Consider the following 22,366-nt stretch of genomic DNA (forward strand, 5'->3'; position numbering starts at 1 on the left):
CCTGCATTGCGTGCGTGGCGCGGCGTCGCGTACAATGGCGGCCTGCGGAGATGGCATGCCTCCCTGCGGTCGTTGCCGGCGCGTAGCGCGCGGTGCGGCCCTCAACCGCCGGTTTGCCCGGCTGATGATGCCTGCGTGTTCCTGGGTCGTCAGGAGGTCGCAGGCCGTCCACGCGGTATTCTGCCGCCCAGGTTTTGATGTTCCGTCGAATCTGGAAATCATGTTTTTCACGACTTCTGCCGATCTGTTCGCGACCGTGCGCTATGTGTGCCGCTGGCTCGCGCTTTCAGCCCTGCTCGGCGCGCTGGCCGGCACGGCTTCCGCGCTGTTCCTGATCGCGCTCGACTGGGCGACCGGTACGCGCGTCGCGCATCCCTGGCTGCTGTGGGGGCTGCCGGCCGCCGGTTTCGCCACCGGCTGGGTCTACCATCGATTCGGCCAGTCGGTCGCGCGCGGCAACAACCTGCTGATCGACGAGATTCACGACCCGAAGGCGCTCGTGCCGAAGCGGATGGCGCCGCTCGTGCTGGTCGCGACCGTCGTCACGCACCTGTTCGGCGGCTCGGCCGGCCGCGAGGGCACGGCCGTGCAGATGGGCGGCGCGCTCGCCGATCGCGTCACGCACGTGTTCCGTCTCGATCGCGAACATCGCCGCGTGCTGCTGATGGGCGGTATCGCGGCCGGTTTCGCGTCGGTGTTCGGCACGCCGCTCGCGGGCGCGGTATTCGGGCTCGAGGTGCTCGCGATCGGGCGCGTGCGGTACGACGCGCTGCTGACCTGCGTCGCGTCGGCGATCGTCGCGGACGTCGTGTGCCGCGCGTGGGGCGTCCATCACACGGCCTATGCGATTCCGTTCGTGCCGGCCGTATCGGCGACCGGGCTGGCCGTGACGGTCGTCGCGGGCATCGCGTTCGGCGTGGTCGGGCGGCTGTTCGCGTTTGCGACGCATGCGCTGACCGCGTGGTTTCGCCGCGTGATCCGCTATGCGCCGCTGCAGCCCGTGCTCGGCGGCCTGATGGTCGCCGTGGCCGCGACCGTGTTGAACGTGCCGCAGTATCTCGGTCTCGGCATCCCGACGATCGAGGCCGCGTTCCACGGCCCGCTGCCGCTTTACGATTTCGCGGGCAAGTTCGCGTTCACCGTCGTCACGCTCGCGTCGGGGTTCAAGGGCGGCGAGGTGACGCCGCTGTTCTACATCGGCGCGACGCTCGGCAATGCGCTCGGCCAGGTGCTGGCGCTGCCGGCGCCCGTGCTCGCGGGGCTCGGCTTCGTCGCGGTGTTCGCGGGCGCGGCGAACACGCCGATCGCGTCGACGATCATGGCGATCGAACTGTTCGGCGCGGATATCGGCGTGTATGCGATCGTCGCCTGTGTCGTCGCGTATCTGTTTTCGGGACACGCGGGGATTTATCGCGCACAGCGTGTGGCGGTAGGGAAGGGCGCGCAGGTGGAGGCGGAGTGACGCAGGGTGGCAGCCGTGGTGCGAAGTCGTTCGAGCGCGGCGGCCCCGTGCGATATCCGGAGTACAAGAATCGACTGACGGACGCTCAATGACACTGGAAGACTTTCTGACCGAAGCGAAGCGCCTCGCCAGGCCGTGCCACGCGTACCGCTTCGCGGCCGGCGGCGAACCCGTCACCGGCTACTGGCATGGGATCGACGCCGGCGCGTCGTGCATCTCTGTGGAGCGCGACGGCGCCTGGCTGAACGTGTATCTCGACGAAAGCGGTACGGGCGGCCGCGTGGAGACTTCCACGCAACCTGTCCGCTCGGATCACCCGCTGTGCCGATCCGGTGCAACGTCGCTTCCGCCCGTCGATGCGGTGTTCCGCTTCGGCTCGGCCGCGATCGGCGCGTACCTCGACGCACACGGCTGGCAGCGCGACTGGGGATTCAACGACAACTTCAAGGGCGCGGCCGCGCACGACTACGCGCGCGAATGGATGGCGCAATGCCCGCTCTACACGGGCGGGGTGGTGGCCGTCACGGGCGGATGGAACATGCCGTGGCCCGACGACGACTGGCATGAACTGACGGACCTCGACCTCGTCCTCTGGACATTCGAGGAGTCGGAGCCGTGGATCGAGGTGTTTTCCGACGGCACCCGGTTCTCGGTGATCCAGCGGATCACCTAGCACGGTGGAAATTCGCCGTTACTGCTTCGGCAGCCGCGCGACGTTGCGCGCCAGCAATTCCTCGATATCGATGCCTTTTTCCGCCAGCAGCGCGGTGACGACGCCGTTCAATTCGCCGAGCGTCTCCTTGACCGATTCCCGGATCGTATCCACGACGACCTGGGTGCTGCGTTCGATCTCGATGTTGACCTTGTCGTTGACGCCCTTCGCATCGAACGTGGTCGCGCGGCGCGTTTCGGGAATCAGCCAGACCTCGAACCAGCCTTCGTCGCGATTGACGTCCGACACGGTGAGGCTGCAGCCGTTGATCGCGATGTAGCCCTTCGCGAACACATAGCGCTTGAACTCGGCCGGCACGCCGATGCGGATCATCCGGTTGTGCTCGGACGATGCGATGTGCATGATGGTCCCCGTGAAATCGACGTGACCGGACAGCGGATGCCCGCCGATCTCCGCGCCGTCCTTCGCGGCCCGCTCGACGTTGACGCGCGCGCCGGTCGTGAGGTCGGCCAGCGTGGTGATCCGCAGGCTCGGCAGCATCACGTCGAAGTCGATCAGCACCGGCGAATGGATGGTCGTCACCGTCAGGCACACGCCGTCAACCGACACGCTCGCACCGATCTCGATATCGTCGGTGAACCGCTCGGGGAATGCGATGCTGAACGTCCTCAGCTCGCCGTGATCCTTGATGGCGTTGATGGTGCCAACACCCTGAACAATGCCTGTAAACATGGTCTGCCTTTCGTCGCGAATTGCCTGGCCGACATGATAAGTGATCCACGGGAGGGGCGCGTGTCCGCGGCGGTCTGACGGCGGCAGGCCGCTTTCATGGAAGTCCCCGCCATGGGCCGGATCACTACGAACAAGGTCGATCGTCGCGAGTTTGCCGCCTATGCCTGCCCGGGCTTTCGCAGGTCACCGGTGCCGGTATCTGATAAACGACCGACACGAATTTCGGGGTCTCGCCACGGCCCGTTACAGTGCCGCCGAGGGACTCGGCGATACGTCGGCTCGGATGGTTCTCCTCGGCAACGGGATAGTTGAAGCGCCGGACGTTGAGCGTCACGCACGCCCATTCCACGACGAGCCTGACCGCCTCTCGTCCGATCCCTTCGCGATGCCGATCTTCGCGGATCCAGACGCCCAGTTCCGGGATGGCCTGCTTGACGTGATGAATCCCCACCAGGCCGAGGAAGGTTCCACCGTCGCGTTGTCGAATCACGAACACGTAGTCTGTGCCGTCGGTTTGTGCATGCAGCCACGTCTGCCAGACGCGATCGAAACTTTCCCTGTTCGCCGGAGGGTCCCAGCCCATATAGCGAGTCAGCGACGGCGTAATGCATGCAAGCGTCGCATCCGCGTCGTTCGCCGAAAACGGTGCGAGCGAAAGGCGATTCGATTCGATACGGGTTTCGTCCGGTTGAAACATCATTTCCTCGTCGTGCGTCGATCACGCCAATCGGATCGCCGGCATGGCCCGGCGATTGAAGCCATGTCGCCGGGTCATGTGACGACCTGCCTGCATCAAACCTCCGCCGGCTCTCCCAACGGCCCGGCATCGCGATCGGCCACGCGCCGCGGCGAATCGGCGAGCCCTTTCGCCAGCTCCAGCGCCTGCCGCTCGAACAGCCGGCGGTAGATGCCGCCGTCGATGCGGATCAGCGCGTCGTGATTGCCTTCCTCGATCACCTTGCCGCGATCGAGCACCAGCAGCCGGTCGAGCGAGCGCACCGTCGACAGCCGGTGCGCGACGACGAGCGTCGTGCGGCCGACCATCAGCCGCTCCATCGCCTGCTGGATCAGCAGCTCGCTTTCGCTGTCGAGGCTCGACGTCGCTTCATCGAGGATCAGGATCGGCGCATCGGCGAGGAACGCACGCGCGATCGCGACGCGCTGGCGTTCGCCGCCCGACAGCTTGATCCCGCGTTCGCCGACCAGCGTGTCATAGCCGTCCGGCAGTGCGACGATGAAGTCGTGCGCGCTGGCCAGGCGCGCGGCGCGCTCGATGTCCGCGCGCCTCGCATCGGGGCGTGCATACGCGATGTTCTCCGCGAGCGTGCGGTGAAACAGCACGGGCTCCTGCTGGACGATCGCGATCTGGCTGCGCAGCGAATCCTGCCGCACCTGCGCGATGTCCTGGCCGTCGATCGTGATGCGGCCGCCCGACACGTCGTACAGGCGCTGGATCAGCTTGATGAACGTCGTCTTGCCCGACCCCGAATGGCCGACGAGGCCCACGCGTTCGCCGGGCGCGATCCGCATCGAGAAATCGTCGTACAGCGGCACCGGATGGTTGCCGTAGCGGAACGTCACGTGCTCGAAGCGGATCTCGCCTTGGCCGATCCGGATCGCCGGCGCGCCGGGGCGATCGTCGATGCCGAGCGGCTGGCGTTCGAGCGCGACGAGTTCTTCCATGTCGTTTACCGAGCGCTGCAGGTTGCGGATGTGCATGCCGACGTCGCGCAAATAGCCCTGCAGCATGAAGAACATCGTCAGCGCGAATGCGATGTCGCCGACGCTCGCTTCGTTGTTCACCCACAGCCGCAGCGCGACGCCGATCATCGCGGCCTGCATCGCGACGAGCATCGCACCCTGCAGCCCGCCGTTGAACGTGCCGCGCACCCACGTGCGGCGCGTGCGCTGCCGCCACTTGCCGATCACGCGCGCGAGCCGCGCTTCCTCGCGCGTTTCCGCGCCGAACGCCTTGACGACCGCGTTGCAGCTCACCGCGTCGGCGAGCGCGCCGCCCATCCGCGTATCCCACAGGTTGCCGAGCCGGGCGGCCGGCGCGACGATGCCGAGCGACACCGCGACCGTCACCGCGATGTACAGCAGCGAACCCGCGCCGACGACGAGCCCCATCACGGGCCAGTGCGTGCCGAGCAGCACGGTCGCGCCGACCAGCATCGTGACCGACGGCAGCAGCGCGATCAGCACGGTGTCGTTGAGCAGGTCGAGCGCCCAGATCCCGCGGGTGATCTTGCGCACGGTCGAGCCCGCGAAGCTGTTCGCGTGCCAGTCGGTCGAGAAGCGCTGCACGCGGTGGAACGACGCGGCGGCGATCTCGCTCATCATCTTCAGCGTGAGCGTGATGATGTTCAGGTAGACGCCCTGGCGCAGCACGGTCGCGCCGATGCCGAGCGCGGCGAGCGTGCCGAACGCGGCGAGGGCCGAATGCCACGCGGCGGCGCGGTCGGTCAGGCCGGTCGACAGCGCGTCGACGAGGCGGCCGGCGAACAACGGCGTCAGGACGTCGGCGAGCGCGGCGAGCAGCGCGAGGCTCGCGACCGCGGCGATGCGCGCCGGCTGCTTGCGCCAGTAACGAATGGTGAAGCCGAAGACGGCCTGGAATGCATGGCCGCCCAGATGGGAGGTTTTTCTGGTCATGTATCGTTGCCCGGCGCATCGCGCGACGGGGCTTTCCGGTTCGGAGAACGTCGAAAACGCAACAGCCGGGCCGCGCGAAACACGCGGGCGGAACGAAACGGGCTGTCGGGAAAAGCGCGGCTGACGGGTCAGCGGAAAACTCGGGAGCCGGCGCGGACGGCGGGCTGGATCAGCTGCGCCGTGGGACCACGTTCGGGAAGGTGGCTGGCATTCGGAACATCTGCACCTCCCTGAAGTGAACGGTTGAAAGGACGCCGAAAAGACGTGCAAGGATTCTATCAGGACAGTCGCGCACGCTGCAACGTCCGACGAATGCGGCGTTGCAGCGTCGATACGGTTAGTATTCGGGGTTTTGGCCCCTTTTCGCGGACGTTGTGCGCTGGCAGACCGGGGCCGGCGCGCGCATCGATTACACTTGCGCGTCCGCGGCGCGCGACGAGGCGGCCCGTACAGATTCACTTCGAACCATTCCCGAGGAAACGATGAGCGACGTTCAGCAAGGCATCCTGGCTCCGATCGATACGGCAGCGCGATACCTCACTTTCACGATGTCGAACGACGGCAATGTCGCGGCGGCGCTGGCCGCGCTGCGCGAGATCGTCGACGGACGCGACACGGTCGTCGGTTTCGGGCACGCGCTGGCTGCATACCTCGGCCATCCGGTGCCGGGCCTGACCGACTACCCGGCGTTCGCGGTGAACGACCGCACGCTGCCGATGACGCCGGCCGACGTATGGGTCTGGCTGCGCTCGGACGATCGCGGCGAGATCGTGCTGCGCGCGCGGGCGATCGAGCGCGCATTGGCGCCGGCGTTCGTGCTGCAGGAGGCCGTCGACGGCTTCCGCTATTCGAACGATCGCGACCTGTCCGGCTACGAGGACGGTACCGAGAACCCGGAAGGCGACGACGCGGTGGCCGCGGCGATCGTGACGGGGCAGGGCGCGGGGCTCGACGGCGCGAGCTTCGTCGCGGTGCAGCAGTGGCTGCACGACTTCGACCAGATGGAGCGCATTGCGTCGGGCGACATGGACCACATCATCGGGCGCCGCCGGTCGGACAACGAGGAACTCGACGACGCACCCGAATTCGCGCACGTGAAGCGCACCGCGCAGGAAAGCTTCGAGCCCGAGGCGTTCATGCTGCGCCGTTCGTCGCCGTGGTCGGACGCGCGTCGCGCGGGCCTCTACTTCGTCGCGTTCGGCTGCTCGTTCCGCGCGTTCGACGTGCAGATGCGCCGGATGAGCGGCGCGGAAGACGGGATCGTCGACGGCCTGTTCCGCTTCACGCGGCCGCTGACGGGCGCGTATTTCTGGTGCCCGCCGATGAAGGACGGCAAGCTGGACCTGTCCGCGCTCGGACTGTAAGCGCCGGGCGGGATCGATGAACGGGCGGGGCGCGCACGGATGCGCGCCCCGCCCGTTTCGTTTGTCAGGCGGCAGACCGGACGGCCCGCCGCGTGCGTCAGTTCAGCGTCGTTTCGATCCGCGTGCCGCGCTTGATGAACTGCGTCACCGGGGTTTTCTCGCAGATTTCCGCGAGACGCTGGCGTTGCGCATCGTCGAGCGGGCCGTCGAGCGTGACGACGCGGCGCACGTATTGCACACCTTCGCGATCGGCATGCAGCTCGGTGCGCACGGCGATGCGCGCGGCCGGCCACGTCTTGCGCTGCATGTACATGCGCAGCGTCGCGGCCGTGCATTGCGCGAGCCCGGCCAGCACGAATTCGTATGGCGCCGGCCCGCGATCCTGGCCGCCTTCGCGCGGCGCTTCGTCACCGGTCAGCGCATGCGTGCCGGCCTGCAACTGGACGACGTAGTTGGGCGCGTCGGCATCGAGGACGGCGGCGGCGTGGATGAGCGACATGGCAAGTCTCCGGTAAGCGGATCAAGGAAAGCGGGCGCCGCATGGCGGCGTGCAGCCGTCAGCATACCGTCCCGTTCGCGCGGGCGCCTGCTGCGCTGCTACGCGTCGGCGATGCCGGCGCTGCTGCGCACGAGCGCGGCGATGCGTTCGCGCACCCACTGATGCGCGCGATCGGTGTCGCGCGATTCGTGCCAGTACGCGAGCAGCGGAAACGGCTTGAGCCGCAGCGGCAGCGGTCGCACGACGATCGGCAGCAGCGCGGCCATGCGCAGCGCATAGGTGTGCGGCAGCGTAACGAGCAGGTCGCCGGCCGCGGCGATCTGGCAGGCGGCGAAATAGTGCTGGCACGTAAGCCGGATGTCGCGGAAGCGTCCGTCGTTGCCGAGCAGGACGTCGAGCGATTGCGGCTCGCCGAGCGACGACACGGCGATATGCTGCGCCGCGAAATAGTCGCTGCGTCGCAGCGCGTCGCGCGCGAGCGGATGATCGCGGCGCAGCGCGACGACGAGCGAATCGTCGAGCAGGTGTTCGGTGGCGATGCGCGGGCCGGTCTGTACGCGCCGGTCGACGACGAGGTCGAGATTGCCCGAAGCGAGCTCGCGCTCGATGTCGGATACCGCGATGCGCCGGCTGACGAGCCGCAGGCCCGGCGCTTCGTCGGCGAACGCGGCGACGATGCGCGGCAATGCGATGGATTCGAGCACGTCGCGAATGCCGACCGCGATGCTCAGGTCGAGCGTCGCGGGATCGAAGGCGGCCGGATCGCGCGCGGTGCCTTGCAAGCCTTTCAAATGCAGCTGCACGTCCGCGATGATCGACCGCGTGCGTTCGGTCGGCACCACACGGTTGCCCTGGCGCACGAACAGCGGATCGTCGAAATGCGCGCGCAGCCGGTTGAGCGCATGCGTGACGGCCGGCTGCGTGAGATGCAGCGCGCGGGCGGCCGCGCCGATGCCGCCGTGCACGTAGACGGCGTCGAGCACGCGAAACAGGTTCAGGTCGAGACGGTGAGCGGCGGGCACGGAGCGCGGGCGGCGTGGTGAAGGACGATCGATTCTAAAGGATGTGCAGGCAACGGATGCGCCGGTTGACATGCGCGGCGATCGCGCGCGTTCGATGCGTGTCGATGCCGTTCGGGCCGATACGCGAACGTCTGTTTTGCCGATGGACATCGCTCTCGAATACGCCTGTCATTACACCCGTCATTGCGCATGACGGCCGCAATAATCGACCGCATCGCATACGCGATTCTGTGCCGGCATACCAGCGGCGGGCAGCAGCCTGTAGTAATCCGCCATCATGCTGTCCCCGTCGGCCATTTCGCGCCAAAGGCGCTACCCGTTCGGCTAAGATGCCGTCGCTTCATATTTCGGGATAGCCGTCCTGTCGCACGCATTCAAACCAAATATAAGCCTGACAGTTCGACGGTATTAGAAGAAGTCGAACAAGTCGGGGGCTTGGCCAGTGAATGCAGCAGATCAGCGGTGGGTCGTTATCTATTTGAGTACGGGGTTTTCGTTGGCCCAGGCCGCGCGCCTCGGCGAAGCTTTCAATCTGGCGAATCGCCTGCATGCGTACAGCGCGGATTACCAGCTGAAGTACGTCTCCGAAAGCGGGGGACTGTTGCAGTCGTCGTCCGGCGTGCGCATCGCGGCCGATCCGCTCGGCGACGAACACAGCCGCCGGGCGCTCGCGTTCTTTCATCTTCATGGCGAGCGCGCGGCCGTCAACTGGGACGACGCCTTGCAGCGGCGCCTGACCGACATTCGCCGGCATGCGCGCTGGATCGTCGACGCGATGGATCTGCCCGCGCTCGCCGCCACGCGACGGCCGTCGTCGGCGATCGACGTGCGGCCGGGCAGGGCCGCGCGCCGCGCCACCACGACGATCGAATTGCAGGCCGGCGAGACCGACGTGTTCGCCGCCGCGCTCGACATGTTCCGCGTCGACCTCGGCGACAGCGCCGCGCAGGAGATCGCCAGCAACATGATGCGGCCGGTCGAGCAGCGCTATGCGCAGTCGATGTGGGCGTTCCGCGAACTGAGTGCGAGCCCGTCGATCCGGATGTCCGCGCAACGGCTGCGCGCGCAGAGCGTGAACCGCATCTCGATTGCGAGCGCCGCGCAGGCGGCCGCGATGAGCGAGCGCAATTTCCTGCGGCGCTTCAAGAAGGAAATCGGCGTGACGCCGACCGAGTTCGTCCAGCACGTGCGGCTCGAACGGGCGTGCCACATGCTGATCCATACGACGCTGCCGGCCGACAAGGTCGCGCGGCGCACCGGCTTCGGCAGCGGCGAGCGGCTCGCGAAGCTGTTTCGGCAGCGGCTGCTGATGTCGCCGACCGAGTTTCGCGTCGCCGAGCGGGAAAAGATCCTCGCGCAGGGCGCGGCGTCGCCCGTTCCGGACGAAGGACGAGCCGCCGCATGTTGCGACGGCGACGGCGACGTTGACGGAGCGGGGTGCGACGCGTGCGTGGTCGCGCACGATAAAACGGGACGGATACCCGTAAAATCGACGGATCGCGATCTCGATTCCCGGTTTCCATGCCCTTCCTCCCCACTACCGCCACCGCCCCTTTCTGCCCGTCGGAAGTAAAGGGCAGCATCACGATCGACGCCGCCGCGCCGCGCTGGCAGAAGCTCAGGCGTTTCTTCGGCCCCGGCCTGCTGGTCGCGATCGGCTACATGGACCCCGGCAACTGGGCGACCGATATCCAGGCCGGCTCGCAGTTCGGCTATTCGCTGCTGTGGGTCGTCGCGTTCTCGAGCCTCGCGGCGATCTTCCTGCAGATGCTCGCGGCGCGGCTCGGTCTCGTCGCGGGCAAGGATCTCGCGCAGGCCAGCTACGACCGCTACGGCCGGTTCGGCCGCGTCGTGCAGTGGATCACGGCCGAGGTGTCGATCATCGCGTGCGACATCGCGGAAGTGCTCGGCTGCGCGCTCGCGTTCAAGCTGCTGCTCGGCGTGCCGCTCGCGTGGGGCGTCGTGCTCACCGCGCTCGACACGGTGATCGTGCTCGGCCTGCAGGGCAAGGGGTTCCGGCAGATCGAGGCGATCGTGCTCGGGCTGATCGCGACGATGGCGTTCTGCTTCGTCGCGCAGGTGGCGATCACGCCGCCCGACTGGCATGCGGTGGTCGGCGGGCTCGTGCCCGGCGATCCCGGTCACGACCGCAAGGACGCGATCGTGCTCGCGCTCGGCATCGTCGGCGCGACGATCATGCCGCACAACCTGTATCTGCATTCGTCGGTCGTGCAGACGCGGCACGTCGTCGGCGGTGCGCGCGGCGTGATCCGCGACACGCTGGCGCTGGTGCGCATCGATACCTGCGTGTCGCTGTTCGTCGCGATGCTCGTCAACGCGGCGATCCTCGTCGTCGCGGGCGCGGCATTCCATGCGACGGGCCAGCACAACGTGACCGACATCGAGCAGGCGTACCGGCTGATCACGCCGATCGCCGGCGGTGCGGCCGCGCTGTTGTTCGGCATCGCGCTGCTCGCGTCGGGTCAAAGCTCGACGCTGACCGGCACGATCGCCGGCCAGGTCATCATGGATGGCTTCCTGCATACGAAGATCCCGTGTTACCAGCGCCGGCTGATCACGCGCGGGCTCGCGCTCGTGCCGGCGCTGATCGGCGTGCTGTGGCTCGGCGACGGCTCGGTCGGGCAACTGCTCGTGTGGAGCCAGGTGCTGCTGAGCCTGCAATTGCCGTTCGCGATGTGGCCGCTGATCCGCTCGGTCAGCGATCGCCGCACGATGGGCGAGCACGCGATCGGGCGCGGGATGCAGGTGGCCGCGTGGACGCTGTTCGCCGTGATCACCGGCACGAACCTGCTGTTGATTACCGGTGTCGCCGGTTGATACAGCCTGTCACAGGCTGACACAGGCACGTTGCGTGCCTGCGGTAAACTGCGGTCTTTCGATCGTCTCCGAAGTCCATCATGTGGAGTGAAATCAGCAACATCGGCGATGCCGCGCTGACCCTGCCGATCGCGTTGACCTGCGCGGCGTGGCTCGCGCTGACCGACTGGCGCCTCGCCGCCCGCTGGGGCGTGCTGCTGGCCGCCGGGATGGGCGTCGTCGGCGCCACGAAGATCCTGTATGCCGGCTGCGGCATCGAGCTTGCGCAGTTCGATTTCCGCGTGATCAGCGGCCATACGATGCTGTCGACGTCCGTGTGGACGGTCGCGCTGTCGATGCTGTGGCAGGCGTTCCGGCACGGCAAGGCGCCCGGCATCGCGGCCGGGCTGGCCATCGGCGCGATCACGGCCGTTGCCCGCGTATTCGATCACTCGCACAGCGTGCCGGAAGTCGTCGTCGGCTGGGTGCTCGGCGCGCTGGTCGCGCTGATGTTCCTGCGCGGCTACGACGGCGTGCGGCAGCGCGCGTTCTCGCCGCGCGTCGCGGCGGTCTGCCTGTTGCTCGTGTCGGGTATCGCGTACGGGCACCGTGCGCCGTTCCAGCAGATGATCGACACGCATTCGCCGCAACTCTGCGCGTTCGTGCGCGCGCCGTCGGGCGACGGCTTCTGACGGTTGCCGATGGCGGGCGCTGCGGCCCGCTTTCCTGCCGCCGGCGTTCGTCCGGCGCTTTCCGGCGAGGTGCAGGATTCGACGCCGGATCATCTTCTCGATGGCTTCCTCGCCCACGCGGAACGCACCACCCGTTATCCCGATAATCGACGAGCCGACGCAGCCCATCCGACCGGTCGCGCCGTGGTGTTCGCGCATGGGCGCCGGTACGTTCAGCTCATGAACGGTGCCTATGACCGGGCATAACGAATATTCATTTCATCGATCGGCGGCATTCGCGTACGCTGGCTGTCGTTCGAGCGCGGGCGCGCCGCTCGGCCGGTCCGGCGCGCGCCGCGTTCATCTCGATATACTCCCGGAATCCGTGCGGCGCGCCGTCATGTCGGCGCATCGGCGACCGGCGCACGTCGGTTGGCAGCGACACGGAAACCCCGTCGCGGCAGCGTTCCGCGACGACGATTCACGACAGGAGCAGGTCACATGACAATCGTTTCTCCGCGCCTCGCTGGCAAGTGCGCATACATCACGGGCGCCGCCGGCGGCCTCGGCCGCGCGATCGCGCGCCGGATGGTCGAGCAGGGCGCGCGCGTGTTCCTGACCGACATCGCGGAAGCGGCGGTCCTCGACGCGTTCGCGCAGGAACTCAACGCGGGCCACGCGACGCCGGTCGCGTTCGCCGCGACCCAGGACGTGCGCGACGAAGCGCGCTGGCAGGCGCTGCTCGCGCAGGCGACCGATGCGATGGGCGCTCTGTCGGTGCTCGTCAACAATGCGGGCGTCGGCTCGATCGGCTCGCCCGCGCAAATCGAGCTGGACGAATGGCGCCGCGTGATGGCGATCAACGTCGAGAGCATCGTGCTCGGCTGCAAGCACGCGCTGTCGTATCTGGCCGAGAGCCATCCCGCGTCGATCATCAACATCTCGTCGGTCGCCGCGTTCAAGGTCGAGCCGGATTTCACCGCGTACAACGCATCGAAGGCGGCGGTCGCGTCGCTGACGAAGTCGATCGCGATCGACTGCGCGCGGCGCGAGATCGACGTGCGCTGCAATTCGATTCACCCGGCGTTCATTCGCACGGGAATCGTCGAGCCGCTGTTCCAGTCGCTCGGCGAACGCGACGCGACGCGCAAGCTCGCGCGCGGCATTCCGCTGCGCCGGCTCGGCGAGCCGGACGACGTCGCGCATGCGGCCGTGTATCTCGCGTCCGACGAGAGCCGTTTCGTGACGGCCGCCGAACTCGTGATCGACGGCGGCATGTGCGCGGTCTGACGCGCATCCCGAATTACAACGATTGGAGGAGAACATCATGTCGACACCCGTGAACCGCCAGTTGCTGCTGAAGACGCGCCCGGAAGGGCGGGTCGGCCGCGACCATTTTTCGCTCGTCGAGACGCCGGTGCCGGCGCTCGCCGACGGCGAGGTGCTCGTGCGCGTGCTGTACCTGTCGATGGACCCGACCAACCGCGTGTGGATGAGTGACGTGCCGCAGTACCTGCCGCCCGTCGCGATCGGCGAGGTGATGCGCGCGCTCGGGATCGGCCGCGTGGTCGCGTCGCGCCATGCGGGTTTCGCGGAAGGCGATCTCGTGCAGGGGCTGGTCGGCTGGCAGGACTACGCGGTCGTGCCGGCCGAGCAGGCCGCGCAACTCGTGAAGCTGCCCGCGCAGTCGGGCCTGCCGCTGCCGACCCTGCTCGGCGCGTGCGGGATGAGCGGGCTGACCGCGTACTACGGGCTGACCGATATCGCGCCGGTGCAACCGGGCGAAACGCTCGTCGTGTCGGCGGCGGCCGGCTCGGTCGGCTCGATCGCCGGGCAGATCGGCAAGATCCACGGCGCGCGGGTGGTCGGCATCGCGGGCGGCGCGGACAAGTGTCGCTACCTGACCGACACGCTCGGCTTCGATGCGGCCGTCGACTACAAGGCCGACGATTTCCGCCAGCAACTGAAGGCGGCGACGCCGGACGGCGTGCACGTGAACTTCGAGAACGTCGGCGGCGAGGTGATGCGGGCGGTGCTGTCGCGGATGGTGATCGGCGGGCGCGTCGCGCTGTGCGGCGTGATCTCGAACTACAACAGCGGCCGCGCGGCGGACGACGTCGGCGTGCTGATCTCGAAGCGATTGACGATGCGCGGCTTTCTGATCCTCGACTACCGCAAGAGCCGCGAAGCCGTGCAGACGCTCGCGGGCTGGCTGCGCGACGGCCGGCTCAAGGCCGAGGAAACCGTGGCCGACGGTCTCGAAAACGCCCCTGACGTGCTGAACCGCCTGTTCGACGGCGACCATCGCGGCAAGCTCGTGCTGCGCGTCGATCCGCACGCGTGACGGGCGTGCGACCTCGGTCGCACCGCGCAGCGGGGCGGTGCCGGCCGCGCTGAGTTCGATCAATTCGGCTGCAGTTTAGGACTTGTCCCATATATTATTCGGGCCGCTCTCCCTACAGTGATTGCCAGCACACAGGCGGCGTGACCGACGCGTCACGCCGCCTGTTTTTCTGGTGACGCGGTAGAGGGGAGGAACCATGCGGAACAACGCGAAGCGGTCGGCAACGGCAACGGCAGGAGGCGCCGGCGTCGTGCGGAAGATGCTGTTCGGGCTCGGTGTCGTACTCGCGATGTCGGCTGCCACGTCGAACGCGATGGCGGCTGGGCAGCCCGCGTCGGATGGCGTCGTCCGGTTTACCGGCTCGCTCGTCGATCTCTACGACGTGACGCTCGATGCCCCGGCGGGTGTGCCCGTCGACGCGGAGCAGGCGGTCGACGGCAGAGCAACGGCCACGGTCCGGTTCGATGCGCATGGCCGGCGTTTGGCCGGTGCGCAGGTGGCGCTGGTCGGGCCCGACGGCGCGCCGTTCGCGCCCGAGAGCGGCACGGCGGTGCGTGCCACGTGGCGCGATGCGCATACCGGGCAAAGCGTGCTGCTGGCGCCGGGCCGGGTGCAGCGCGTCGGCCCGTATGGCGGCGTGATGACGGTCGCGGCGGATGAAGCAACGAGCGCCGTGGCGCCCGTCCTGATCCATATCCGTCATCCTTGACCGGCGCTTTCCGCAGGCGTGCGGAGCGCCGGCGGCCGGACGTGCGTCATTCGCCCTGTTCGGAGCGTGCGTAGATGTCCCAACTGGCCATGAACAGCGCGGCGACGAGCGGCCCGATCACGAAGCCGTTGATGCCGAACAGCGCCATTCCGCCGAGGGTCGAGATCAGCACGACCCAGTCGGGCATCTTCGTGTCCTTGCCGACGAGGATCGGGCGCAGCAGGTTGTCGACGAGGCCGATCACGCCGACGCAGAACGCGACGAGGATCACGCACTTCCAGACCGCGCCGATCATCAGGAAGTAGAGCGCGGCCGGCACCCAGACGAGGCTCGCGCCGATCGCGGGCAGCAGCGACAGGAACGCCATCAGCGCGCCCCACAGCACGACGCCCTCGATCCCGAGGATCCAGAAGATCAGCCCGCCGAGCGCGCCCTGGACGAGCGCGACCGCGATGTTGCCCTTCACCGTTGCGCGCACGACCGTCGTGAATTTCGCGAGCAGCAGGTTCTTGTGCTCTTCGTCGAGCGGCAGCGCGCGGCGCACGCGCCGGCCGATCTCGCCGCCGTCGCGCAGCAGGAAGAACACCATGTACAGCATCACGCCGAAGCTCACGACGAACTGGAACGTGTTCTGGCCGATGCTGAGCGCCTGGGTGGCCGCGAACTGGCTGATCTGCGCGGCGCCGTCGGTCAGTTTCTTCTGGATGCCCGGGATGTTGGTCAACCCGTATTTCTGCAGCAGGTTCTGGATCGACGTCGGCAGCGCGTGAATGATGTCGTGGAAGTACTGCGAATAATTCGGCTGCGCGTCCTTGAGCTCCTGGTACACGTACGCGATTTCCTGCACGAGCGTCGCCGTGACGAACACGAGCGGCAGGATCACGATCAGGATGATGAGCGACATCGTGACGAGCGCGGCGAGGTTGCGCCGCTTGCCGAAGCGCGCGGCGAGCCAGCGTTGCACGGGCTGGAACAGGATCGCGAGAATGGTGCCCCAGAACACGGCGCCGGAGAACGGCGCGAGGATCCAGCACAGTCCGACGGTGACCGCGAACAGCAGGAAGTAGAAGAATTTTTGGTGGTCGTGTCCGCTATCCATGGGTGACATTCGCGCAGATTGATGCGTGGTTTGATTGAATCTCGTTGTCCCGTGCGCGATCGGTTCGCGAACGTCACGGGTTCGCGGCGCAATGCGCCGCCGGGCGGCCCATGCGGAGTATGCCCGCAAAGGTGCCGCCATCATAGCCGCTGCGTGAGACACATGCGAAAACGCCGCGGCCGGGGCCGCGGCGCTGCCGGGAAGCGAACGCGGCGCGAGGCCGCGTACCGCGTCGTCAGATGTTGAGCTTGGTGACCTTCGTGCCGTTCACCGACAGGTCGCCCATCAGGCCCGCGTTGGTCAGGACCAGCACTTCCACCGGTGCGGTAGCCGTGTTGGAGTCGACCGCGCCGTTCGCGCCGACCTTCACGACCGCGACCGATGCGTCGGCGCCGGCCGACCAGCCGTCCGACTTGCGGAACGAGTCGAGCGCATCCTGCGTCATGAACAGGAACACGACCGCCTTCGACTGCGCGCCGGCCTGCAGGCCGACCGACAGCGACGACGTGTTGTAGTAGCCGACGGTGCTGCCGCCGACCCGCAGCGCGCCGTTGCCGGACTGGGCGCCGACGATGAAGCCGGCCTGCAGCACGTTCGGGAACACGAGGACGCCGCGTGCTTTCGAGACCAGGTCGCGCGAACCCGGCACCGTCGAATACAGGCGCGACAACGTGGCGTTCACGCTGGCGTCGATCGACTGACGCTTCGACGCGCTGGCCGTGGCGCTATCGGGTTTGCCGGACGTGGTCGTGCAGCCGGCGAGGGCGAGGCTGCCCAGCATCACGGCGGCGGCGGCTTTCATGGCGAGGGACTTCTGCATGGCGGTTCTCCTTCGTTGTCAGATGGATGACGGGCGGGGCGGGCGGCGTTGCACGCGGCCCCGTTCAACGGCGGGAAAGGAGCAGGCCCGCAACGAACGCGAGGCCCGCGACGACGCCGGCGGTTTGCCAGGGGTTGTCGTGCACGGCCTGCGATACGCGTTCGGCCGAATCGCGCAGCCGGGCGGCCGCGCTGCCCGACGCGTAGTCGAGCGCGCTGCGCGCTTCATCGAGCCGCGATTGCACGCGCTTGCGCAGGGCGGCGATATCGCCATCGCCATCGTTCTTCAGCAGATCTTCCAGTTCGTCGACCAGCCCGCGCAGATCGTCGGTCACGTCGGCATGCAGGTCGCGGGCCGCCGAGCGCGTCGTGCGGCCCACGCGCCGGCCGGTGCGACGGATGTCGGACAGGCCGCGGTCCAGCTTGTGTTCGATCGAGTCGGTAAGCGCCATGGTGTTTATCCTCCTTTGATTCCAGGCAATTTGAAGATAAGACGAATCGCAGCAACTGATGTGATTCACTTGATCCGATTGAGTTTCGAGACAAATTTTCAATGCGTCGGCAGGATCGCCGGGGAGCCCCGTCGCGCGGGGCCGCGCAGCGGTTGAAAAAATTTCGCGTGTCGGGGCGGTACAGCGTGTCGAGCAGCGGGGCGCAGTGAAGGTCCGGTAAATATGGCGTCGCCAGGGGCATCAGGTAAATAGTGCCGTTGCAGGTTGGTTGTTGATGCAAATGCACTACTCGACGCGTCATCGATGCGCACGATTTGTGCCCGGTGCCGGTTGCGCGGCGGGGTCGTCCAGCGCGACGTCGATGACGACAGGATCGTGGTCCGACGAGCGGTAGGCGTCGGGTGCGTAATAAGTCGACCGGCGCGCGGACGTTTTGTAATCGGGCACGGGTTGCAGAACGAGCGGTTCGTCGGCGTTGATGTGCCAGAACCGCACGGCTTTCACGCGCGCGGCGAGCGGCGGCGTGGCCAGCGCATGGTCCAGATTGCCGGCTTCGCCGCGAAATACGTAGCTGTACGCAGCATCGCCGACGAAGCGCGCCACCAGGTTCGCATAGCCGCGCGCCTCGAGCGCGCGAACCGGGTCTTCCTTCGCATAACTGTTCAGATCGCCGATCAGCAGCACGCCGCCAGCGGCGACGCCCGTCGGCGAGGTGGCGAGCCAGTCGGCGACGCGCGCGGCGGCCCGCGTGCGCGCCGCATTCCAGCAGCCCTGGCCGTCGGATTGGTCGAGATTGGCGCCGCTCGCGTGCGGGCAATTCTTCGACTTCAGGTGATTGACCGCGACGGTGAAAGCGTGCGTGCCGCCGATGCGCCGGAACGTCTGCGCGAGCGGCGGGCGATGGCGGCCGCCGAGGGCGACGGTGGCGGCGCGCCCGACCGGCTCGACCGTGCGGCTGTCGTACAGCAGTGCGACCGCGATCGCGTCGCGACCCAGCCGCGCGGTGCCGGGGTCGACCGTGCGCCAGCCGTCGCCGAGCTGCTCGGCGAGCCGCCGGATGGCGCTCGCGTCGCCGTGGCCGTTGTTCGCGATTTCCATCAGCCCGATCACGTCGGCGCGCAGCGCGCGCAACGCCGCGACGATCTTCGCTTCCTGCCGCGCGAACGCGGCGGGCGTTTTCGCGCCGCGGTTGCCCGGCGCGTCGAATCCGCCGCCATGGCCGTCGCCGTTGAAATAATTGAAGACGTTGAACGACACGACGCGCACGTCGGCATCGGGATGCCGGGGCGGTGCCGCGCGACGCGGGTTCGCGGCGGCATCGAAGACGGGCGCCGCGCCGGCCACCGGCTGCAGCCGCCAGGTGCCGTAGCGCCATTCGAGCACGCCTTCGACGCCGCGTACCGTATAGCCCGCGCGCAGCGTGTTGGCGGCGCTCAGCGCGGGCGGCGGATAGCGGACGGTCGCCGGGTCGCGCCGGTTCGACCCATCGTCGAGCACGATGCGGTTCAGTGCGTTGGCCGCGGCGTGCGCGGCGGCGTCGGCCGGCGGCGCGACCTGGGTCGGCGTGCGCAGCCGGCCGTTGCTCAGCACGATGCTGCCGTAGCGGCCGAGTTCGTGGGTATCGCTGACCGTCAGCGTTTGCGGCAGGCGTACGCGCATCGCTTCGTGCGCGGCCAGGACGGCCGGCGACGCGACCGGCAGCGTGAGCATCGCCGGCGTGACCGTCTGCCCGCGCGCGCAGACGGCCATGCCGCCCGTCAGCGTGAATTGCGTGCGGCCGTATTGCTCGTCGACCTTGCCCGTCAGATGCACGAGATCGCCGGGCGCCGCGCGCGCGTTCGGTGCGTAGACGAACAGGCCTTCCGGGATACCCGGCCGGCGCCGCCGCTGCGCGTCGGCCTGCTGGACGAAGAAGCCGCCCAGGCCGTCGGCGCCACCGAACGCCGCGGTGACGACCGCTTCGATCGACGTCGTTTGCCCGGCGAGCGGCGACGGGCCGCCGGCGCGACGGATCTCGGCGATCGCCGTGGCCGCGCCGCCGCAGCCGCTGCTGACCGGCAGCGCGGCGGCGGGCCGGGCACAGAGGGCCACGGACAGCCCGACGGACGACGCCACGAACGGCGCGACGGCAAACAGGGGAAGCGGGCGTGACATGAGACGGTCCACAGGATCAAAATCCGACAGTTCGGGACCGCATCTTGAAGGCAAAATGTCAGGCTGCGGCCGAAATGGCCGTCCGGCCAGTACCGATTGGCCAACGATGCGGCAAGCCGCCTCGCGGCTGTTACGCTTTCGCACCGGGCGCCGCGTGCCGCTCGCCCGGCGCATGCCGCCGCGCCCCGTCCCCACAGGAGAAATCCATGTCTTACATGCTGTTGATTGTCGAACCGACCGAACAGCGCGCCGAGCGCACCCTCGACGAAGGTCAGGCGCTCTATGCGCGGATGGTCGATTTCGCCGAGTCGCTGAAGGCCCGCGGCGTGCTGCGCGGCGTCGAGTCGCTCGAGCGGTCCGAGCGCGGCACGCGCGTGCAGGTGCGCGACGGCGAGACGCGCCTGCTCGACGGCCCGTTCGCCGAGGCGAAGGAGATGGTCGGCGGCTTCTTCCTCGTCGACGTCGACACGCGCGAGGAAGCGATCGAAATCGCGCGCCAGTGCCCGGCCGCGCAATGGTGCACGGTCGAGGTGCGCGCGGTCGGCCCGTGCTTCCTGTGAACGTCGCGACTCGGTATTTACCCTGATTTGTCGTGGCGCATGTCGATCGGGCCATCTTCCGCCCGTCGTCCGGATAAGGCGCCGCGGAACGGGCGCCGCCTTCCACCGACGACAAGGAGTAAACGATGCGATTCATGATCATGATCCGGGCGAACGCCGTCAGCGAATCCGACGCGTTGCCGGACAACCGGCTGGTCGAGGCCATGACGGTCTATCACGAGGAGCTGGCGAAAGCCGGCGTGCTGCTCGACGCCAACGGCCTGCGGTCGAGCGCCCACGGCTGGCGCGTGCGCTACACGGGCGGCAAGGGCACGGTGATCGACGGCCCGTTCGCCGAAACGAAGGAACTGATCGCCGGCTATACGCTGATCCAGGTGCGCTCGCGCGACGAGGCGCTCGAATGGACGCGCCGGTTCCCCGCGCCGTTCGGCGCCGAACTCGACTGCGAGATCGAGGTGCGGCCGCTGTTCGAGCTCGACGACCTCACGCCGAGCGACGCGGTCGAGCGGTTCCGCGATCTCCACGTCGGCCGCAGCCACGCCTGAATCTCACCTCACCGGAGTATCCGTCATGCACAAGATGGTTTTCATCAACCTGCCGGTAGCCGACCTGCCGCGCGCGAAGACGTTCTACCAGGCGCTCGGCTTCGAGGTCGTGCCGGCCTATACCAACGAGCAGGCCGCCTGCATCAAGATCAGCGACACGATCTTCGCGATGCTGCTGGTGCGGTCGTTTTTCCAGACCTTCACCGACAAGACGATCATCGATCCGGCCACGCATATCCAGGTGTTGTCGTGCCTGTCGTGCGACAGCCGTGCCGAAGTCGACGGGCTCGTCGCGAAGGCGCTGGCGGCCGGCGGGGCCGCGCCGCAGGCGCCGCGCGAGTATCCGAACATGTACGGCCACGGGTTCACCGATCCGGACGGTCATACGTGGGAGCTGATGGCCATGCCGCTGGATGCGTCCGCCCAGGGGCAGGCGTCGTGACGCATGAGGCCACGCATCGTGCGATCGAGGCAGTCTGGCGAATCGAGGCGCCGAAGATCATCGCGCGCGCCGCGCGCGTGGTGCGCGACGTCGGCGTGGCCGAGGAACTGGCGCAGGACACGCTCGTCGCGGCGCTCGAGCACTGGCCCGTCGACGGCGTGCCCGACAACCCGGCCGCCTGGCTGATGACGGCCGTGAAGCGCCGCGCGCTCGACCGGGTCCGGCAGGAGTCGCTTCATGCGGCGAAGCGCGACCAGCTCGGTCACGAGATGGACGCGCTCGAAGCGCACGTCGTCCCCGACATCGCGGACGCGCTCGCCGACGCGAGCGACGACGACATCGGCGACGACCTGCTGCGGCTGATCTTCACGTCGTGCCACCCGGTGCTGTCGACCGACGCGCGTGTCGCGCTGACGCTGCGGCTGCTCGGCGGGCTGACGACGGGCGAGATCGCCCGGGCGTTCCTGACGCCCGAGCCGACGATCGCGCAGCGGATCGTGCGCGCGAAACGCACGCTCGCGGCGGCGCACGTGCCGTTCGAGGTGCCGGCCGCCGATGCGCGGCCGGCGCGGCTCGCGTCGGTCCTCGAAGTGATCTACCTCGTGTTCAACGAGGGCCATGCGGCGACGGCGGGCGACGACTGGATGCGTCCGGCGCTCTGCGACGAGGCGTTGCGGCTCGGCCGCGTGCTGGCCGGGCTCGCGCCGGATGAAAGCGAAGTGCTCGGGCTCGTCGCGCTGATGGAGCTACAGGCGTCGCGCATGCATGCACGCGTCGATGCACAGGGCCGGCCCGTGCTGCTGCTCGACCAGGACCGCAGCCGCTGGGATCCGTTGCTGATCCGGCGCGGCCTCGCGGCGCTGGAGCGGGCGACGAAGCTCGGCGGCGTGCGCGGGCCGTATGCGCTGCAGGCCGCGCTCGCGGCTTGCCACGCGCGGGCGCGGCAGGCGGCGGACACCGACTGGGCGCAGATCGTCGCGCTGTATGACGCGCTCGCCGAAGTCGCGCCGTCGCCGGTCGTCGAACTGAATCGCGCGGTGGCCGTGGGCATGGCGTTCGGTCCGGCCGCGGCGCTCGAACTCGTCGACGTGCTGCGTGACGATCCGGCGCTCGCGCGCTATCACTGGCTGCCGAGTGTGCGCGGCGATCTGCTCGCGAAGCTCGGCCGCGCCGACGAGGCCAAGCTGGAGTTCCGCCGCGCGGCGGATTTGACGCGCAACGAGCGTGAGCGCGAATTGCTGCTCAAGCGCGCGATGGATGCGTGACGCGCTGCCGTATGACGCGTGACGCATGACGCGTGACGCATGACGCATGACGCGCGCGCTCCGTCTTCCCGACCGTCCGCCT

23 protein-coding genes and 1 riboswitch are annotated in these 22,366 nt (G+C 68.2%); of the genes, 14 read left to right on the plus strand and 9 right to left on the minus strand.

Annotated elements, in window-relative coordinates:
- The first annotated feature begins 37 nt into the window (after positions 1-37).
- A riboswitch (Fluoride riboswitch) is annotated at positions 38-141 on the plus strand.
- Between the two features lie 79 nt (positions 142-220).
- Both KU887_RS29580 and KU887_RS29585 read left to right on the plus strand, forming a co-directional pair.
- Positions 221-1,462, plus strand: a complete 1,242-nt coding sequence (locus KU887_RS29580; protein WP_006487801.1) for a voltage-gated chloride channel family protein — start codon at positions 221-223, stop codon at positions 1,460-1,462.
- Positions 1,463-1,550: 88 nt separating this feature from the next.
- Positions 1,551-2,135 carry a hypothetical protein gene (locus tag KU887_RS29585; RefSeq protein WP_006497323.1) on the plus strand — a complete coding sequence of 195 codons (585 nt, stop codon included), beginning with the start codon at positions 1,551-1,553 and terminating at the stop codon, positions 2,133-2,135.
- Between the two features lie 18 nt (positions 2,136-2,153).
- On the opposite strand, the gene KU887_RS29590 is transcribed toward KU887_RS29585, so the two are convergent.
- The 3 genes from KU887_RS29590 to KU887_RS29600 form a co-directional block, all read right to left on the minus strand.
- Positions 2,154-2,867, minus strand: a complete 714-nt coding sequence (locus KU887_RS29590) for a riboflavin synthase (RefSeq protein WP_062909986.1) — start codon at positions 2,865-2,867, stop codon at positions 2,154-2,156.
- 124 nt (positions 2,868-2,991) lie between these two features.
- On the minus strand, positions 2,992-3,564 hold the full coding sequence (locus KU887_RS29595) for a GNAT family N-acetyltransferase (RefSeq protein ID WP_006487806.1): 573 nt from the start codon (positions 3,562-3,564) through the stop codon (positions 2,992-2,994).
- A gap of 95 nt (positions 3,565-3,659) precedes the next feature.
- Complete coding sequence (locus KU887_RS29600; protein ID WP_163125142.1) at positions 3,660-5,522, minus strand: ABC transporter ATP-binding protein; 1,863 nt, start codon at positions 5,520-5,522, stop codon at positions 3,660-3,662.
- 482 nt (positions 5,523-6,004) lie between these two features.
- On the opposite strand from KU887_RS29600, the gene KU887_RS29605 reads away from it, so the two are divergent.
- The gene (locus tag KU887_RS29605) at positions 6,005-6,886 is read left to right on the plus strand and encodes a Dyp-type peroxidase (RefSeq protein ID WP_012493176.1); all 882 of its coding nucleotides are present in this window, start codon (positions 6,005-6,007) and stop codon (positions 6,884-6,886) included.
- Between the two features lie 97 nt (positions 6,887-6,983).
- Here the strand turns inward: KU887_RS29605 and KU887_RS29610 are convergent, their stop codons facing one another.
- Positions 6,984-7,385, minus strand: coding sequence for an OsmC family protein (locus tag KU887_RS29610; protein WP_058902850.1), 402 nt, complete (start codon positions 7,383-7,385; stop codon positions 6,984-6,986).
- Positions 7,386-7,483: 98 nt separating this feature from the next.
- Positions 7,484-8,407, minus strand: coding sequence for a LysR family transcriptional regulator (locus KU887_RS29615; protein WP_006487817.1), 924 nt, complete (start codon positions 8,405-8,407; stop codon positions 7,484-7,486).
- 496 nt (positions 8,408-8,903) lie between these two features.
- Here KU887_RS29615 and KU887_RS29620 point away from each other — a divergent pair, with 496 nt between their 5' ends.
- From KU887_RS29620 to KU887_RS29650, 7 genes are all read left to right on the plus strand, one after another.
- On the plus strand, positions 8,904-9,980 hold the full coding sequence (locus KU887_RS29620) for a helix-turn-helix domain-containing protein (RefSeq protein WP_006487833.1): 1,077 nt from the start codon (positions 8,904-8,906) through the stop codon (positions 9,978-9,980).
- The gene (locus tag KU887_RS29625) at positions 9,929-11,245 is read left to right on the plus strand and encodes an Nramp family divalent metal transporter (protein WP_058902851.1); all 1,317 of its coding nucleotides are present in this window, start codon (positions 9,929-9,931) and stop codon (positions 11,243-11,245) included. Before KU887_RS29620 ends, KU887_RS29625 begins: the two co-directional genes overlap by 52 nt.
- A gap of 80 nt (positions 11,246-11,325) precedes the next feature.
- Entirely contained in the window at positions 11,326-11,916 is a 591-nt protein-coding gene (locus tag KU887_RS29630; protein ID WP_006487811.1) for a phosphatase PAP2 family protein, read from the plus strand.
- A 9-nt stretch (positions 11,917-11,925) separates the two neighbouring features.
- The gene (locus KU887_RS29635; RefSeq protein WP_080331785.1) at positions 11,926-12,162 is read left to right on the plus strand and encodes a hypothetical protein; all 237 of its coding nucleotides are present in this window, start codon (positions 11,926-11,928) and stop codon (positions 12,160-12,162) included.
- A gap of 234 nt (positions 12,163-12,396) precedes the next feature.
- On the plus strand, positions 12,397-13,185 hold the full coding sequence (locus KU887_RS29640; protein ID WP_006487835.1) for an SDR family oxidoreductase: 789 nt from the start codon (positions 12,397-12,399) through the stop codon (positions 13,183-13,185).
- Positions 13,186-13,222: 37 nt separating this feature from the next.
- Positions 13,223-14,239, plus strand: coding sequence for an NADP-dependent oxidoreductase (locus KU887_RS29645; protein ID WP_006487809.1), 1,017 nt, complete (start codon positions 13,223-13,225; stop codon positions 14,237-14,239).
- Positions 14,240-14,435: 196 nt separating this feature from the next.
- Positions 14,436-14,948 (plus strand): thioesterase, encoded by a 513-nt coding sequence (locus KU887_RS29650; protein WP_258256662.1) that lies wholly within the window; start codon positions 14,436-14,438, stop codon positions 14,946-14,948.
- Positions 14,949-14,994: 46 nt separating this feature from the next.
- Here KU887_RS29650 and KU887_RS29655 read toward each other — a convergent pair whose 3' ends face one another.
- From KU887_RS29655 to KU887_RS29670, 4 genes are all read right to left on the minus strand, one after another.
- Complete coding sequence (locus tag KU887_RS29655) at positions 14,995-16,047, minus strand: AI-2E family transporter (RefSeq protein WP_058902853.1); 1,053 nt, start codon at positions 16,045-16,047, stop codon at positions 14,995-14,997.
- 235 nt (positions 16,048-16,282) lie between these two features.
- Positions 16,283-16,867 carry a YSC84-related protein gene (locus tag KU887_RS29660; RefSeq protein ID WP_077190794.1) on the minus strand — a complete coding sequence of 195 codons (585 nt, stop codon included), beginning with the start codon at positions 16,865-16,867 and terminating at the stop codon, positions 16,283-16,285.
- A gap of 64 nt (positions 16,868-16,931) precedes the next feature.
- Positions 16,932-17,318, minus strand: coding sequence for a YqjD family protein (locus tag KU887_RS29665; RefSeq protein WP_006487804.1), 387 nt, complete (start codon positions 17,316-17,318; stop codon positions 16,932-16,934).
- A 297-nt stretch (positions 17,319-17,615) separates the two neighbouring features.
- Positions 17,616-19,472 (minus strand): ExeM/NucH family extracellular endonuclease, encoded by a 1,857-nt coding sequence (locus KU887_RS29670; RefSeq protein ID WP_258258455.1) that lies wholly within the window; start codon positions 19,470-19,472, stop codon positions 17,616-17,618.
- A 206-nt stretch (positions 19,473-19,678) separates the two neighbouring features.
- Between KU887_RS29670 and KU887_RS29675 the strand changes: the two genes are divergently transcribed.
- The 4 genes from KU887_RS29675 (at position 19,679) to KU887_RS29690 (ending at position 22,284) form a co-directional block, all read left to right on the plus strand.
- Positions 19,679-20,032 carry a YciI family protein gene (locus KU887_RS29675; RefSeq protein WP_006482933.1) on the plus strand — a complete coding sequence of 118 codons (354 nt, stop codon included), beginning with the start codon at positions 19,679-19,681 and terminating at the stop codon, positions 20,030-20,032.
- A 125-nt stretch (positions 20,033-20,157) separates the two neighbouring features.
- Positions 20,158-20,577: a YciI family protein gene (locus tag KU887_RS29680; RefSeq protein WP_006482945.1), complete on the plus strand. Its 420-nt coding sequence runs from the start codon at positions 20,158-20,160 to the stop codon at positions 20,575-20,577.
- A gap of 25 nt (positions 20,578-20,602) precedes the next feature.
- A complete protein-coding gene (locus tag KU887_RS29685) occupies positions 20,603-21,019 on the plus strand; it encodes a VOC family protein (protein ID WP_125332125.1) in 417 nt (138 codons plus the stop codon).
- A complete protein-coding gene (locus KU887_RS29690; protein ID WP_006482940.1) occupies positions 21,016-22,284 on the plus strand; it encodes an RNA polymerase sigma factor in 1,269 nt (422 codons plus the stop codon). The genes KU887_RS29685 and KU887_RS29690 overlap by 4 nt, the downstream gene beginning before the upstream one ends.
- The last annotated feature ends 82 nt before the right edge of the window (positions 22,285-22,366 follow it).

The organism is Burkholderia sp. EMB26, assembly GCF_024730645.1.
In the GTDB taxonomy this organism is placed as follows: domain Bacteria; phylum Pseudomonadota; class Gammaproteobacteria; order Burkholderiales; family Burkholderiaceae; genus Burkholderia; species Burkholderia cenocepacia.

Excerpts from the sequence above, each read along its gene's own strand:
- KU887_RS29580 (WP_006487801.1), top strand. The coding sequence starts at position 221 with ATGTTTTTCACGACTTCTGCCGATCTGTTCGCGACCGTGCGCTATGTG.
- KU887_RS29585 (WP_006497323.1), top strand. The coding sequence starts at position 1,551 with ATGACACTGGAAGACTTTCTGACCGAAGCGAAGCGCCTCGCCAGGCCG.
- KU887_RS29590 (WP_062909986.1), bottom strand. The coding sequence starts at position 2,867 with ATGTTTACAGGCATTGTTCAGGGTGTTGGCACCATCAACGCCATCAAG.
- KU887_RS29595 (WP_006487806.1), bottom strand. The coding sequence starts at position 3,564 with ATGTTTCAACCGGACGAAACCCGTATCGAATCGAATCGCCTTTCGCTC.
- KU887_RS29600 (WP_163125142.1), bottom strand. The coding sequence starts at position 5,522 with ATGACCAGAAAAACCTCCCATCTGGGCGGCCATGCATTCCAGGCCGTC.
- KU887_RS29605 (WP_012493176.1), top strand. The coding sequence starts at position 6,005 with ATGAGCGACGTTCAGCAAGGCATCCTGGCTCCGATCGATACGGCAGCG.
- KU887_RS29610 (WP_058902850.1), bottom strand. The coding sequence starts at position 7,385 with ATGTCGCTCATCCACGCCGCCGCCGTCCTCGATGCCGACGCGCCCAAC.
- KU887_RS29625 (WP_058902851.1), top strand. The coding sequence starts at position 9,929 with ATGCCCTTCCTCCCCACTACCGCCACCGCCCCTTTCTGCCCGTCGGAA.
- KU887_RS29630 (WP_006487811.1), top strand. The coding sequence starts at position 11,326 with ATGTGGAGTGAAATCAGCAACATCGGCGATGCCGCGCTGACCCTGCCG.
- KU887_RS29635 (WP_080331785.1), top strand. The coding sequence starts at position 11,926 with ATGGCGGGCGCTGCGGCCCGCTTTCCTGCCGCCGGCGTTCGTCCGGCG.
- KU887_RS29640 (WP_006487835.1), top strand. The coding sequence starts at position 12,397 with ATGACAATCGTTTCTCCGCGCCTCGCTGGCAAGTGCGCATACATCACG.
- KU887_RS29645 (WP_006487809.1), top strand. The coding sequence starts at position 13,223 with ATGTCGACACCCGTGAACCGCCAGTTGCTGCTGAAGACGCGCCCGGAA.
- KU887_RS29650 (WP_258256662.1), top strand. The coding sequence starts at position 14,436 with ATGCGGAACAACGCGAAGCGGTCGGCAACGGCAACGGCAGGAGGCGCC.
- KU887_RS29655 (WP_058902853.1), bottom strand. The coding sequence starts at position 16,047 with ATGGATAGCGGACACGACCACCAAAAATTCTTCTACTTCCTGCTGTTC.
- KU887_RS29660 (WP_077190794.1), bottom strand. The coding sequence starts at position 16,867 with ATGCAGAAGTCCCTCGCCATGAAAGCCGCCGCCGCCGTGATGCTGGGC.
- KU887_RS29665 (WP_006487804.1), bottom strand. The coding sequence starts at position 17,318 with ATGGCGCTTACCGACTCGATCGAACACAAGCTGGACCGCGGCCTGTCC.
- KU887_RS29670 (WP_258258455.1), bottom strand. The coding sequence starts at position 19,472 with ATGTCACGCCCGCTTCCCCTGTTTGCCGTCGCGCCGTTCGTGGCGTCG.
- KU887_RS29675 (WP_006482933.1), top strand. The coding sequence starts at position 19,679 with ATGTCTTACATGCTGTTGATTGTCGAACCGACCGAACAGCGCGCCGAG.
- KU887_RS29680 (WP_006482945.1), top strand. The coding sequence starts at position 20,158 with ATGCGATTCATGATCATGATCCGGGCGAACGCCGTCAGCGAATCCGAC.
- KU887_RS29685 (WP_125332125.1), top strand. The coding sequence starts at position 20,603 with ATGCACAAGATGGTTTTCATCAACCTGCCGGTAGCCGACCTGCCGCGC.